General features: G+C 71.4%; 11 protein-coding genes and 1 pseudogene. 2 read left to right on the plus strand and 10 right to left on the minus strand.

The features are described from left to right. Positions 1 to 75: 75 nt before the first annotated feature. The 3 genes from ABT118_RS13250 to ABT118_RS13260 form a co-directional block, all read right to left on the minus strand. On the minus strand, positions 76 to 1,347 hold the full coding sequence (locus tag ABT118_RS13250) for a serine hydrolase domain-containing protein (protein ID WP_350667467.1): 1,272 nt from the start codon (positions 1,345 to 1,347) through the stop codon (positions 76 to 78). 226 nt (positions 1,348 to 1,573) lie between these two features. After that, positions 1,574 to 3,892, minus strand: coding sequence for a glycosyl hydrolase family 18 protein (locus tag ABT118_RS13255; protein ID WP_350667473.1), 2,319 nt, complete (start codon positions 3,890 to 3,892; stop codon positions 1,574 to 1,576). A 304-nt stretch (positions 3,893 to 4,196) separates the two neighbouring features. After that, positions 4,197 to 4,646 carry a hypothetical protein gene (locus tag ABT118_RS13260; protein WP_350667476.1) on the minus strand — a complete coding sequence of 150 codons (450 nt, stop codon included), beginning with the start codon at positions 4,644 to 4,646 and terminating at the stop codon, positions 4,197 to 4,199. 291 nt (positions 4,647 to 4,937) lie between these two features. Here ABT118_RS13260 and ABT118_RS13265 point away from each other — a divergent pair, with 291 nt between their 5' ends. After that, positions 4,938 to 5,501 carry a TetR/AcrR family transcriptional regulator gene (locus ABT118_RS13265; RefSeq protein ID WP_350667483.1) on the plus strand — a complete coding sequence of 188 codons (564 nt, stop codon included), beginning with the start codon at positions 4,938 to 4,940 and terminating at the stop codon, positions 5,499 to 5,501. Continuing rightward, positions 5,498 to 6,895: an MFS transporter gene (locus ABT118_RS13270; protein ID WP_350667490.1), complete on the plus strand. Its 1,398-nt coding sequence runs from the start codon at positions 5,498 to 5,500 to the stop codon at positions 6,893 to 6,895. The genes ABT118_RS13265 and ABT118_RS13270 overlap by 4 nt, the downstream gene beginning before the upstream one ends. On the opposite strand, the gene ABT118_RS13275 is transcribed toward ABT118_RS13270, so the two are convergent. From ABT118_RS13275 to ABT118_RS13305, 7 genes and pseudogenes are all read right to left on the minus strand, one after another. Next, positions 6,849 to 8,606, minus strand: a complete 1,758-nt coding sequence (locus ABT118_RS13275; protein WP_350667494.1) for an immunity 49 family protein — start codon at positions 8,604 to 8,606, stop codon at positions 6,849 to 6,851. The two genes, ABT118_RS13270 and ABT118_RS13275, sit on opposite strands and share 47 nt — an antisense overlap. Positions 8,607 to 8,708: 102 nt before the next feature. Further along, positions 8,709 to 9,413 carry a VC0807 family protein gene (locus ABT118_RS13280; protein WP_350667499.1) on the minus strand — a complete coding sequence of 235 codons (705 nt, stop codon included), beginning with the start codon at positions 9,411 to 9,413 and terminating at the stop codon, positions 8,709 to 8,711. An 87-nt stretch (positions 9,414 to 9,500) separates the two neighbouring features. Beyond that, positions 9,501 to 10,032: pseudogene (locus ABT118_RS13285) on the minus strand (DUF1838 family protein). 280 nt (positions 10,033 to 10,312) lie between these two features. Then, complete coding sequence (locus ABT118_RS13290; RefSeq protein ID WP_350667502.1) at positions 10,313 to 10,495, minus strand: hypothetical protein; 183 nt, start codon at positions 10,493 to 10,495, stop codon at positions 10,313 to 10,315. 655 nt (positions 10,496 to 11,150) lie between these two features. Further along, on the minus strand, positions 11,151 to 11,825 hold the full coding sequence (locus ABT118_RS13295) for a class I SAM-dependent methyltransferase (protein ID WP_350667508.1): 675 nt from the start codon (positions 11,823 to 11,825) through the stop codon (positions 11,151 to 11,153). A 66-nt stretch (positions 11,826 to 11,891) separates the two neighbouring features. Continuing rightward, positions 11,892 to 12,629 carry a UCP032817 domain-containing protein gene (locus tag ABT118_RS13300; RefSeq protein ID WP_350667511.1) on the minus strand — a complete coding sequence of 246 codons (738 nt, stop codon included), beginning with the start codon at positions 12,627 to 12,629 and terminating at the stop codon, positions 11,892 to 11,894. Between the two features lie 345 nt (positions 12,630 to 12,974). Continuing rightward, the gene (locus ABT118_RS13305; RefSeq protein ID WP_350667514.1) at positions 12,975 to 13,352 is read right to left on the minus strand and encodes a hypothetical protein; all 378 of its coding nucleotides are present in this window, start codon (positions 13,350 to 13,352) and stop codon (positions 12,975 to 12,977) included. Positions 13,353 to 13,358 lie beyond the last annotated feature (6 nt).

Consider the following 13,358-nt stretch of genomic DNA (forward strand, 5'->3'; position numbering starts at 1 on the left):
GACCCGAGCGGGGAGGGACGGTGCACGCCCCCGTGGCGCACCGGCCCTCCCCGTCCCCGTCCCCCGCCCCGGGGGTCAGCCCAGCTTGAACGGCTGCGCCGCCGGGGCGGCCGGGGTCGGAGCGGCCGCCGCCGGGGCAGGCGGGGTCGGAGCGGCGGTGCCGCAGGCCAGTGCCGCCGTCAGCGCCAGGACCGTCCGGTCGCTGTCCGCCGTGACGGTGAGCGGGTTGATCGAGTAGCTGATCTGCCGACGGCCCGCCAGATCGCCCATCAGCATGGTGGAGTAGCCCGGGATGCCGCCGTCGTGGCCCCAGAACTCACCGCACGGCAGCTCGGTCCGCCACAGCGCCAGGCCGTACCCCACCCCGTACTTGAGCGCCTGCGGCGCGGGCGTGCGCATCTGCGCCAGCTCGGCCGGGCGGAGCAGCCGGCCGCCCAGCAGCGCGGCGTTGAACCTGGTCAGGTCCGCCGTGGTGGAGATGCCCGCACCCGCCGATCCCGCCATCGACGGGTTCAGCCGGGTCACGTCGATCCGGGTGTCGTCGAACTTCAGGTAGCCCTTGGCGTGCGGCCCCGGCACCGCGGTCGAGGTGATCGGCATCGAGGTGTCGTGCAGGCCGAGCGGCTGGATGATCCGCCGCTCCACCTCCCTGGCCCAGCTCCGGCCGGTGACCTTCTCGATCAGCTGCCCGGCCACGACGTAGTTGGTGTTGGAGTAGGACCAGTCGGTGCCGGGGGCGAAGTCCGGCTGGTGCCGGAACGCGATCGCCAGCAGCTCCTGCGGCCGGTAGGTCCGGTCGCGCCCACTGGTGGCCCACTCCCGGATCGCCTCCGGGGTGGTCAGGCCGAACTCCGGGGCCGAGGTGTAGCTGTACAGGCCGCTGGTGTGGTTGAGCAGCTGACGCACCGTGATGTTGGCGCCGTTGGGCACGGTGCCCGGCAGGTAGCGCTCGATCGGATCGTCCAGCCTCACCTTGCGCTCGGCCACCAGCTGGAGCACCACGGTGGCGACGAAGGTCTTGGTGGTGCTGCCGATCCGGAACCGGCCGTCCGCCCGGGCCGGCGCCCCGGTGTCCAGGTCGGCCTGCCCGGCCGCACCCTGCCAGACCGTCCGGCCGTCCTGCACCACCCGGGCCAGCGCGGCGCTGGAGCCGCCGACCCCGACCACGTCGCGCAGCGCGCGGTCGAGCGCCGCCCGGTCGGTCGGGACGGCAGCCGTCACGGTCAGCGCCTCCCGGGCGGGTGCGTCGGCCGCCAGCGCGACCGGCGCCACCACGCCCACCACCGTCGCCGCCGCCAGTGCCACCGCGGCTGCCCGAAGGCCCGTCCGCCCACGTCCCTTGACCATCTCTCGGTTCCCCTCGTTCGTCCGTCCCGACTGCTCCACTCTCACAGCCGGGGCCGGACCGCCGCGTCCACCCGAGGTCCGGTCGCTCTCGTCCCGGAGAGCGACCCGCTCCTCCCCCGAGCGGAGGGGGACACCCCCTACCCCGCTGAGGGTGCTGGCCGAAATGCGATCAGGGACACCGACGGCCCGCACCCCCGGGAGGGGATGCGGGCCGCACAGCTCAGGGTCAGTTCAGGCTGCTGGACATGGCGTTCAGCAGGCTGCCCGCGTTGTCGTCGTTCTCCAGTGCGAAGGCGAACATTCCGGCCAGCCCCTTGGACTTGGCGTACGCGCCGCGGGCCTGGACGGCCTGCGGGGTGTCACCGGTCCAGAAGTTGGTGCCGTCGTAGATCCAGGAGCTCTCGGTCACCGGGTCCCAGTGGGTGTTCGCGGCGGTCGGGGTGAGCTCCCGCCAGGCGGCCAGACCGGCCTCCTGGCTGAGCGGCTTGGCCGGGGTCGGGCCGGTGGCGGTCTGGTACAGGCCGTAGTTGGCACCGGCGGGGACGCCGGTCCAGCCGCGCCAGTAGAACGGGATGCCGAGCACCAGCTTGTTGGCCGGGAAGCCGCCCGCGATGCCGTACTCCGGCAGGCCGGTGGTGTAGGCGGTGAGCGCGGTGTCGACGTTGTACTTGCGGGCGCCCGGGGTGATCGGCGTGGCCGGGTCGGCCGGGCTGTCGTGCAGCGGGTCCTGGTGGTTGGTCGGGCCCTTGGCGTCCCAGGCGCCGTGCATGTCGTAGGTCATCACGTCGGCGTAGTCCAGGTAGGCGCCGATCTTGTCGGTCTCCAGGTACTGGATCTTGTCCTGGCCGGCCGGCAGTGCGGCGGTGAGCAGGAACTTCTTGCCCAGCGGGGCGCCGTACGCGTCCAGCTGCTCGCGGAACTCCTTGAGCAGCAGGGTGAAGTTCTGCTTGTCGGCGGGCGAGGTGTGGTTGCCGGTGTGGCCGCCGGCCGAGGCCGGGTACTCCCAGTCCAGGTCGATGCCGTCGAACAGGCCGGCCACCGCCGCGACGCCGCCGGACGGGTCGCCCGCGACGTTCTTGGGCAGGTCGCCCTTGAGGAACATGTTCATGCAGGAGGTGACGAAGGCCTTCCGCTTGGCGTCCGTGGAGGCCGCGTCGGAGAAGTACTTCGAGTAGGTCCAGCCGCCGATCGAGATGGTCAGCCGCAGGTTCGGGTACTTGGCCTTGAGCTGGCGGAGCTGGTTGAAGTTGCCCTTGATGGGCTGCTCGTAGACGTCGGTGGTGCCATCCACGCTGGTCGCCGAGGTGTAGTCCATCTGGTAGTCGGCGTACGCGTCGCCCGCGCCGTCACCGGCGTTGGGGTTGTCCTCGTGCGCCGCGTCGGAGGCCTTCACGGCCTCGAAGCAGGTGTGCGAGGTGGGGTGGATGTTGGCGAACGCGTAGGTGATCACGTCCAGCTTGGCGGCCGAGCCGCTGGTGTCGACGTTCTTCGCGAAGTAGGTGTTCTCGTACACGCCCCACTGGTCGAAGTAGGCCGAGCGGTACGGGGCGGTGGCCGGGGCCGCCGCCGTGGTCACGGTGACCGGGGCGGACTGGCCGGAGGCGTGGCCCGCCGCGTCGTAGCCCTGCACGCTGAAGCTGGCGGTGGTGCCGGGCAGCAGCGAGCTGACGGTGACCCTGGTGCCCATCGAGGTGGCCACCAACTGGCCCTGGCGGTACACCTTGTAGGCCGGGACGTTGTCGGTCTGGTCGGTGGACGGCTGCCAGGACAGCACCACCGCGTTGTGGGTGGTCTTCTCCACCTTGAGGCCGGCCGGCGTGCTGACCTTGCCGTCCCCGACCGGGCCGGTGGGGCTGCCGGACGGGCTCGGGCTGGCACTGCCGCTCGGGCTCGCACTGGTGGACGGGCTGCTGCTCGGGCTGCTGGACGGGCTCGAACTCGCGCTGGCGCTCGGGCTGTTGGACGGCGTGACGGTGGAGGTCGGCGACGAGCTGGCGCCGCCCGGACCGGTCAGCACCAGGTCGTCGGCCCGGTAGGTGCCCTGGCCGTACCAGCCGTGCGTGAAGACGGTCACCGAGGTGGTGGCCGCACCGGTCTTGAAGCTGGTGCTGAGCTGGCTCCAGCCGGCGGCGGAAGGCGCCCAGGACTGCGCGTTCACCCCGGTGCCGGTGGCACCCAGGTAGACGTAGCTGCCCTGCACCCAACCCGCCAGCGTGTACGTGGTGTTGGGCTGGACGGTGACGGTCTGCCGGCACTCGGCGGTGTCACCGGCGGTGGCCGCCGCGCTGAGCGCGTACGAGCCGCCGTGCACGGGGTTGCCGATCACCGACCCGCTGCCGCCCGCACAGCTCCAGCCGGTCAGTGCACCGGCCTCGAAGTCGCCGTTGGAGAGCAGGTTGACGGTGGCAGCGGAGGCCGAATCCAGTGAGGCGACCACCGCGACGCTGCCGGTGGAGAGCGCGGCGGCGAGCGCGAGAGCGCCCGCTCTCCGCCGCGAAGTGGCCCGGCGCGCAGCGGTGCGCGCGGGCATGGCTCGTTCGAGCATGGGTGAGATTCCTCCGGATGAGTGGGGTTTCCGGCGGTGCAGCGCCCAGCCTGGGGTGACGGGGCGCCCGGTGGGGGATGGGGAGCCCTCGGGGTCGTACCTGGGCACGACAGGTCACAGATTGGACTGGACCAATGCGGCCGTCAATAGCCCCTCACCGGCCTGAGGCGACGTCAGCGGCCGTTCTTTACCGAAGCGATCACCCTTCGGTGCAGGTCAACGGGGCAACGGCGGCGGAAGGTAAAGAAAGTTTCCATCCTGTTCGGCCCGGCCGAACATCCGCACCCCGACCGCCGCCGGGCGGTCAGTACCCGCCGCCGCCCCTGCGGCCGAACGGGCGCGGGTCCCCGGTCGGACTCTCCAGCCGCCCCGCCGCGAAGCCCCGGCGGCCGACCTCCACCCGCTCCCGCCCTGCCGCCGACGACTCCTCCGGCCGGCCCAGTGCATCCAGCAGACGCTGCAGCTCGCCCAGCGCGTCGAGGAGCACCTGGTCCCGCCCCGGCTCCGCCTCGGCCAGCCGCCGGGCCGCGTCGGCCGCCTCCAGCACGGCCGCCAGGTGGAGCTCCGGCCGCCCCCCGAGCTGCTCCTGACCCAGCGTCAGCAGCGCCCGGGCGAGCCGGGACAGGTACGTCAGCGGACTGACCTCCGCCAGCACTCGGTACGCCGCGATCTCCTGGTGGATTCCGATGCCCGATCCGAGCAGCACCTGCGCGCGGATCACTGCATCCCGGTCGACGTTCCCGTGGTGATTCATGACGGTGAGTCTGCGGGTCACCGGGCAGGCCGGACAAGGTTGTTCGGCTGTGCCCTTGGTCCTACGAAAAGGCCCTCTGACCTGTCATGATTGGTGTGTCGTCACCCGCCGGCCCGGCCGCTTCCGCCGCTCCCGCCGCGCCGATCCGCACCTGCTGCGACATCCCCCGTTGAGACCACTGCGGACCACTCCGCCCTCCGGGCACGGGCCACCGACACCGACTCTCCGCGAGCGGTCCTTCGAGCGGATCGAGTAGACACTGTCTACTCATCCCTGGTAGACAGTGTCTCCATGACGACCGAAGATCCCGACCTGCGCTCCCGACTGGTGGCCGCCGGCGTCCAACTAACGGCCGAGGAGGGAGTGCAGGCGCTGTCCCTGCGGGAGATCGCCCGCCGGGCCGGGGTCTCGCACGGCGCCCCGCGCCGGTACTTCCCGACCCACCTGAGCCTGCTCTCCGCGATCGCCCGGGAGGGCTTCGGCCGGCTCGCCGCCCGCTCCGCCGCCGCCACCGGGGCCACGCCTCGGGCGCACCTGGCCGAGCTGGCCCGGATCTACCTCGACTTCGCCCGGGAGAACCCCGGGATGTACGAGCTGATGTTCCGCCACGACCTCTTGGAGAGCGGGGAGCTCGGGCTCCGCGACACCAGCCTGCCGCTGTTCGGGCTGCTGGTGCAGCTGGTGTCGGACCTCCGGCCCGACCCGGCCGTGGTCGCGGGCGCACTCTGGGCCAACCTGCACGGCCTGGCCCAGCTGCGCCGCTGGGGCAGCCTCCAACTCGCCACCGGCACCGATGACTTCGAGCCACTGCTGCGCTCCGTCCTGGACGCCCACCTCGGCCCGGAGACACCGTGAGCGCCCGCCGCCGCCAACGGCTGACGCTGGCCGGGAGCATCACCGGTGCCGTGGTGGTCGCCCTGGACGGCACCGTGCTCACCGTCGCCCAGCCCACCCTGCAGCGCGATCTGGACGCCTCGTTCACCCAGGTCCAGTGGACCAGCACCGGCTACCTGATCGCGGTGGCCGCGCTGCTGGTCTTCGCCGGCCGCCTCGGCGACCGGTACGGCCACCGGCGGATCTTCGCCCTCGGCGTGCTCGGCTTCGCCGCCGCCTCGGCGGCCATCGGCCTGGCCCCCGGCATCGGCTGGGTGATCGGCCTGCGGGTGGTCCAGGGCGTCTTCGGCGCGCTGCTGCAACCCGCCACCCTCGGCATGCTGCGGGCCGCCTACCCGCCCGACCGGCTCGGCATGCCGATCGCGCTGCGCACCAGCGCGATCGGCCTGGCGGCCGCCGCCGGGCCGGTGGTCGGCGGCGCGCTCACCACCCACTTCGGCTGGCGGGCGGTCTTCTTCCTCAGCGTCGTCCCGGCGCTGGCGGTCGGCCTGCTCGCCCTGACCGTCAGGCTGCCCGAACCCACCCGGAGGGTCGGACTCGACCTCCCCGGCGCGGGTCTGCTGGCCCTGGCCCTGGCCTGCCTGGTGCACACCCTGACCGCACTGCCCCGGTTCGACTGGCCCGCCGCCGCCCTCGGCCTGACCGCCGCCCTGCTGTTCGTCCGGCACGAACGGCGGACACCGAACCCGCTGCTGCCCGGCAGCGTGCTCCGCTCCACCCCCGTCACCTCGGCGCTCGGCGTGCTGGTCTGCGCCTCGGCCGCGATGTTCGGGGCCCTCTTCCTCGCCACCTACTACCTCCAGGACGTCCTCGGCCTGGACCCGCTGGGGAGCGGGCTGCGGGCACTGCCGCTGGCCCTGCTGATGGTGCTGGCCGCACCGGCCTCGGCCGTCCTGATGCGCCGTCACGGCGCCCGCCGGAACGCCGTCGCCGGGATGCTGCTGATCACCGCCGGCATCCTGCTGCTGTCCCGGCTGACGCCCTCCAGCAGCTGGTACGGGACCAGTGCGGGCTTCCTGCTGCTCGGGGCGGGCTTCGGCACCGTGATGGTCACCGCGACCGCCGTCATCGTCCACCGCGCCTCGCTGGACACCGCCGGGGTCTCGGGCGGCCTCCAGCAGACCGCGATGAACCTCGGCCCGACCCTGGGCGTGGCCCTCGCCACCACCCTCACCACCCTCGGCCTGGCCACCGGCCCCACCCTGCTCGCCTTCGCCGCCCTGGCCGGCACCGCCGCCCTCCTGGCGGCCCGCCTCCCCGGCCCGGCCCCGGTCCTCTCGACCCCGGCCCCGTCCTCGGCCCTTTCGGTCAACTCGACGGCCGGAACAGGCCCTTCGGCAGGTACGGGGAGCTGACCGGCACCGGCCAGCCCATCCGGTCGGCGTGACAGGCCAGCGCCAGGATGTCCAGGTCGACCAGGGCGTCCGGGTCGCCGGGCAGGTCGCCGACCGTCCAGTGCTCGCGGTGCTCCTCCAGCGCATCGACCAGGGCCAGCGCGAAACCCTCCCGGTCGCCCTCCACCAGCTGCGACAGCAGGCCGACCGGCGGCGCCAGGTACAGCCCGCGCCCCTGCTGCGCGCAGACCGCGAAGGCCTGCTCCAGCGCGGGCACCGGATCGACGCCGCGCAGGTAGTCGTGCAGCGCCGCCCCGTACGCGTCGACCGGGCCGAAGTAGCACCCCTCGGTGAAGAACTCCGGGGCGACCAGCACGCAGTCGGCCAACTGCTCCCGTCCACCGGCGATCAGCGCCAGCGCCACCGCCCGCTTCCAGTGCCCCGCCCCGGGGCCGTACGCGCCCGGGCAGACCGGCAGCACCCGGGTGCTGCCGCCCACGGTGATCCCGTGCTCCGAACCGGGACCGCTGCGCGCCAGCCGGAACGCCCCCGCGCCGGCCTCGGCCCCGATCCGCAGCGCCTCGCGCTGACGCGGGTCCCGGCCGTCCGGGTCGTTCACGGACCGCTCCAGGAAGACCATCACCTGGCGGCGCATCAGCTCCGTCAGACTGCGGGCGACGTGCAGCGGCCGCTCCTCCGGGTTCCGGAACTTAGCCAACTCCCGTTCCGCCAGCCGCTCGTACACCGCACGGCCCGGCACCGCCGCGAACGGGTGCGGCGTCCGTTCGACCCGGACGGGCCCGGCCGCCAGCTCCGCCAGCGCGTCGGCCCGCTTCGCCCGTCCGTACCCCGCCACCCGGGGCACCGGCGACGGGAAGCCGCCCACCGGCCCGGCGGGCAGGTAGGGCGAGTCGACACCCGCCGGCCACGCGTTCCACCGCCGGGCCATCCCGGCGAGGGCGATCGCCTCGAACGGCAACAGGGTGCGCGGCGCGGGCCGACCCACTGCCTGCCGCTCCCGGTAGGCCGCCAACTGCACGGCCAGCGCCCGCTCGTAGCCCATCCGGTCACCCGCAGCCAGCGCCCGCAGGGTGTCCAGCGACCCGCCCCGCACCTCCCCCAGCCCCGCGACGATTCCGTCGATCACCGCGACCCGGTCCTGCGCCGACAGCCGGCCGTCCTCCTGCCGCTCGTCCCGCCACGCCTCCCGCCGCTCCACGTGCCCGTAGACGTACGCCAGCAGCGCGTGCACCAGCGCCAGCTCGGCCCGGTTCCCGTTCCCCCGCAGCGCGGGCGCCGCCGCGACGAACAACTCGCCGTACCGGTCCGTGAGTCCGGCCACGAAGGCCAGGAAGAACGTGTCCAGCCAGCACCGCGCCGCCACCCCACCGGGCTCCGCAGCCGGCCGGCCCTCCCGGTACGACACCCCCGAGCCGGTGTACTCGATGAACACCTGCGGATGCCCGCCCCGGCCCACCCGCAACGCCAGCGACCCGAGCGCCGCGGCGGCCGCCGACTCGCACGCGAGCCGGGCGTCCTTGCCGCCCAGCTCCGGATCGGCCACCGACCGCGCCCCCAGATAGTCCAGGAACGACTCCGCCACCAGCTCCCAACCCCAGCAAGGGGATTCGTCGCTCTGCATCAGATCGACCTCGCCCCCGACCCGCTCGGCGAAGTTGTCCAACGCACTGCTCAACGCAGCCTCGCCGACCTGGTGGCGTTCGATCCGCACCGTCCCACCCCCGTGCTGTCCCCACCCCGTAGCCCTGCCGCCCCAGCATAGGCAGCCGCCCTGACGCACCGTCGGCTCGGGGTCGGGGGTGGGGAGCGGCGGCTACAGTGCTGCCGCCGGAGCGGCCGTTGCTGCGGCCGTTGCTGCGGCTGCGGCTGCGGCCGCCTGGCCGCGGGCCCGGGCGCGCTTGGCGTAGAGCAGCGTCCAGACGATCAGCGCGGCGGTCACCGCGTACGAGAGCACCGAGTTGAGCGTCACCATCGCGCTGGTGCTGAGCACGTACGACAGCCAGACCCGGACGGCCGCCTCGACGACGTACGTGCCGCCCCACCCGATGGTCAGGTTGCGCTGGACGGCCCGGAAGCCGGGCAGGGCCCAGAGGCCGTTCCAGCGCTCGATCCCCTCCGGGGTGCCGTCGGTGCCGAACTTGCGGCCGAAGTAGAACATCAGCGGACGCGGTGCGGCGAGAGTCGCGAGACAGACCACCCCGAACAGACCGGTGACCAACGACTCCTTCACCAGCAGCAGTTGGGCCGACTGCGGACCGACCAGCGCCACCACCAGGGACAGCCCGAGGAAGACCAGCGAGAGCATCGCGAAGTCGTCCACCCGACGGTGCCAAGCCAGATAGATCGCCGTGTCGACCACCGGCCACAGCGCGGAGATCAGCAGCGCCGAGACCTCGCTGCTTCCGTGCTCGACCAGTTGGTTGTACGTGATGACCGGTGCCACGATGTTCAGCCCGATGGTCAGCGCCCAGCCGATCGCGACCGAGCCGCCCTTCCGGGCAGCAGCTTGCTCCGACACGGTGTTCCCCCGATGATCTTCCGAATGTGCCGGAGGGGACCCTAGCTGACCGGCTGTCAGCACCGCCAGGCCTGGTCGGATCGGACTTCAGCGGGGCGGGTGGAGGGAGCGGAAGTACGTCCAGCTGGTCTCGTTCGGCTCGCTCCACTCCTGCGGGGCGGAGGCGTACTCGGGATGGCGGGCGGCGATGTAGGCGCGGGTCCGCTCGGGTACCTCGTCGGCAGCGGCGAAGGGTAAGCGAGCGGGATCTCCAAGCTGAAGCAGACCTGGTCACCGAGCTCCGTCACGGGGATCGGAAAGGGCCGCAAGTGCTGGTTCGCCGAGTCGTTCCAGACGTGGACTCCAGGATCTCCCGACTCTGCGGGTCCAGATAGAACGCCGCCTCCCGCGACAGCAGCCGGTACCCGGGCTAGGCCTCGACCAACCGGGCGACGTTCAGCCCCTCGAACCCGAACACCCGCTGGTACGGCTCGTCCGGCGCCCAAGAGTAGACGTCCCCGGACCACCAGTACGTCACCTCCCGCCCGTCGAGCGAGGCCCGGGTACGGGCGAACGCGTCAAGGACGGCGAGGAAGTGGTCGCGGCAGGGTTCGAAGAACCTGTCGCGCTCCGGTGCGATCGGCACCGCAGAGGAGCCGCCCTTGCCCATCCTCGACCGGCCCTTACCCGACAGCCGCCGCGCTCTGCACAGTCGCGCCGGCCACCACCCGCAGCTGGGTCCAGCGCGGCCTTCTGACGGCGTCAGGCCTCACCGAACGCTGTCACCCCTCATACGCCCGGCTCGACGTCGCCCGGCCGAATACGTCACCCGCGACCGCGTCGGCCGCACCTTTGGGCAAGCTGCATGACGCGCCCCGGCTGGAGGCCGGAGCCCTGCGATTCGGCAGGGCTCCGACTGGTCAGGCCAGACCCGCCACCTGAGCCAGCAACACCGTCGCAGCAACGCCACCGGCCGTGTACGCCATGCCTCGCACGAAGCTGACGGTCGCCAGCCTCAGGAGCCACCGCCTCCGGCGACGGGTCGCCGTGCGGGTGACAACTTCGAGTTCTGCCTTCTTCTTACGCGTGCTCTCGTCCATCATGGGAAAGTCCTCCACGGACATCCAGGTCAGCTCGCTGCTTGCCGGCTTCCGAGCTGACTGACCATCACACCCCTGATCAGGGTTGCGATGAGCAGGGAATGCCCCCTTCTCGGGGGGCTTCCCTGTGTCCCCAAAGGCTGACACCGTCGGCACCTTACGACGCGCCACCTGGCCAGAAATCCATCACTTCATGCGAGTTGCCACTACTGCGATTGACGTAGGGTTGGCTCACGAACAGAGGTTTGGCTGTGGCCATGATCGTGGACTGCGCTCCGACTCTTCGCTCTGGGGCACCTGGCGGAGCCCCGGACTGAAGGCACTGGTAGGAGCGCCCCAGCCTGCGAAGCTTCGATCGCGGCCCGGGCGCATGATTCGGCGTTCGGCCTGCCTATGCTTGCAGGCAGCTTCCACGCCGCTCAGCAACGTTCGACCCCCTTTGCCCAGCTGGCTACGACACCCGGCGGATGGGCATGGCACTCCGTGCCACAGCGACGTCCGGTCTTACAAACTCCGCCCCTGCTCACTCGGCTCGACGTCGCTCGAGCTGAACGCACCGCCCACGACCGCCTCAGCCGCACCTTCGACCAGGCCCTGACCGTCCGACACCCACATCGGACGGTGCATCAGAACGAGGCGAACGTTGCCTGATGCGGGACTAGGCCCGGCGCCCGGACACCAGAAGCGTGCCGATCGTGCGCCTGCCTGGGACCGGGGCCGGCAGGACGGAGGTCGTCACGTCCTTGAACCCGTACTCCTTGAGAAGCGCCTCCCAGGTAACCAAGGAGAAGTCCCACCGCCTCACGATCGCCGGGTCCTCATCGTCTCCACGCGGGATGTACGACGCCTGGCAGCCGTAGCAACCCTCAACGGCCGGCCGCTGCGACAGGGCGAACACTCCACCCTGGGCAAGCCGCGCGTGGACGGCGGGCAGCATCCGGTCGGGGTCGGTGAAATACGCCGCTCCGAAGACGGAGTAGACCGCGTCGAAGGTCCTGGTCGACTGCGCCAAGAAGCCCAGCGCCTCGGCTTGGTGCAGCTCGAAGCCGGCACTGCCCCAGCGCTGACGCGCCTTGCCGAGCTGGGCAATCGAGAGGTCAACTCCAGTTCCCTGCATGCCGATCGACGCCAAGTGGGCGAGGTTTCCGCCCGCACCGCATCCGAGGTCCAGCACGCTGCCACCCGCGCTGAGCGACAGCAGCTCAACTCCGGGTCCGTGGTCCGGGTACTGGGTCCAGTTGAACCACGTGGTCTCGCCCTTGGCGTTCGTGAGACGCCGCTGCGGCTGAGACGCGGAGTACGAGTCCCAGGCCGCACTTTGGATCTCTTGCACTGTTCTTCCGCTCTTGTGGACAGGGCACGGCGCCCCGGCGCGAAAGCCGGGCCGCCGCCGGAGGAACTACTTGCCCACGGGGCTGTCGGAGCAACCCGCGTGGCACTGGTTGCAGTCGGCCGCACCCTCGCCCGGCCAGAACTCCGCATCGATCTCGAACCCGGCCACCACGATCGCAGCCTTCGTGGACTCCATCAGGGCCCGGCTGGTGTCCAGGTCCATTCGGCCGGCCTCCTCGGGCACGTGGTGGATGAACCCGTTGCCGAGCCTCTCGCAGAAAACGGCGTAGGGAACCGTGCGGAGGATGAACCTGTGCCAGAACTCATCGATCCGCAGCGACGGGGTGAGGATCTCGGTGGTGCGGCTGCTGGTGACCAGGAAGGCCACCATCTGGTTCACGCCGCGCTCGCCCATGTCCTCGGTGAGGTCCGGCCAACCCTTCCGAACGTCCTCGATCAGCAGCGCCCTGTCCTCGGGGCTGATGAAGCTGTCGGCCTTGGTGATCGTCTTCACGTCTGTGCCTTCCTTGTCGGATGGAACACGAACCCGCTTACCGGTCCATCGGATCACCGCTGTCGATGGGTGACAGTGGCCGAAGCAGGGGTCTGTGAGGTGCGCGTCCTGCGATCCGCGCGAAGTCAGCAGCCAGGCGAGGACCGTGAACAGCAGGACCGCCGCGATCGTGTAGGACCATGTCTCGGCCCGGCTGGTGCTGCGAAGCCTGGTCCGCAGCTGGCCCTCGCGGTACTCGTTCATCATCTGGTCAGCCATGGCCTCCCCAGGGGACACCGGGTTGTCGTCCACCTGGAGTCACGCCCTGTCCGTCCTGGATACCCAGCACGGGGCAGAAGCCGGAAGGCGAACAGCCCTTGCACACATGGGCTCAGCACCTACCCCCACCGCCTGAAGAACCGGCGGGGTCCAGGGGCCAACCCGTAAGGCCTGTCTTCGAGCGTGGCGCACCCCGTTGAAGAAGCCGCCGACGCCGTAGGCCGAGGTCGCGTAGCTGTCCATCAACCGGCCTGCAACCCGGTTGACTGCCGGGCCCCAGGCGCAGCGCGGTGCTGCGGGCACTCGCAGGCGGGCCACAGAGCCGAAGTCGGGTATTCACCCCTCGACTCCGACCGGACAACCTCCACTCGGGAGCCGTCAGGCCGCAAGCGGTAGACAACCAACGTCAGCGTGCCCGTACTGCCGTACCTCCCCAACGGGACCTCCCTTGGTCTGAGTTGGGTAGCCGAACAGCTCCCTGTCGTTGTGCTGGTACGGCTGGATGTCTTCGAGCGACCGCACGAGCGGTCGGCACTCGGACCCGGACCACAGCTCCAAGCTGCAGCTGTAGAGACCGACTTCAACCACCAGGAGCGGAGCGCGAAGCGGCGTGTCGCCCCGGATGTCCGCGACCAGGTCCCCCACGACCGGCCGCCACAGCACGGCGTTGGCTTCGGCTTCGACTTCGGGAGCAGGCCCTCGGAAGGCGATCGGAACCGCACGCGTTATGGGCCGGGTGAGTGTGCCGGTGCTCATCGAGGT

It is taken from the genome of Kitasatospora sp. NPDC002040 (genome assembly GCF_040296785.1).
Lineage (GTDB): Bacteria > Actinomycetota > Actinomycetes > Streptomycetales > Streptomycetaceae > Kitasatospora.

Coding starts and splice junctions, on each gene's coding strand:
- ABT118_RS13250 (WP_350667467.1), bottom strand. CDS start 1,347: ATGGTCAAGGGACGTGGGCGGACGGGCCTTCGGGCAGCCGCGGTGGCA.
- ABT118_RS13255 (WP_350667473.1), bottom strand. CDS start 3,892: ATGCTCGAACGAGCCATGCCCGCGCGCACCGCTGCGCGCCGGGCCACT.
- ABT118_RS13265 (WP_350667483.1), top strand. CDS start 4,938: ATGACGACCGAAGATCCCGACCTGCGCTCCCGACTGGTGGCCGCCGGC.
- ABT118_RS13260 (WP_350667476.1), bottom strand. CDS start 4,646: ATGAATCACCACGGGAACGTCGACCGGGATGCAGTGATCCGCGCGCAG.
- ABT118_RS13305 (WP_350667514.1), bottom strand. CDS start 13,352: ATGAGCACCGGCACACTCACCCGGCCCATAACGCGTGCGGTTCCGATC.
- ABT118_RS13290 (WP_350667502.1), bottom strand. CDS start 10,495: ATGATGGACGAGAGCACGCGTAAGAAGAAGGCAGAACTCGAAGTTGTC.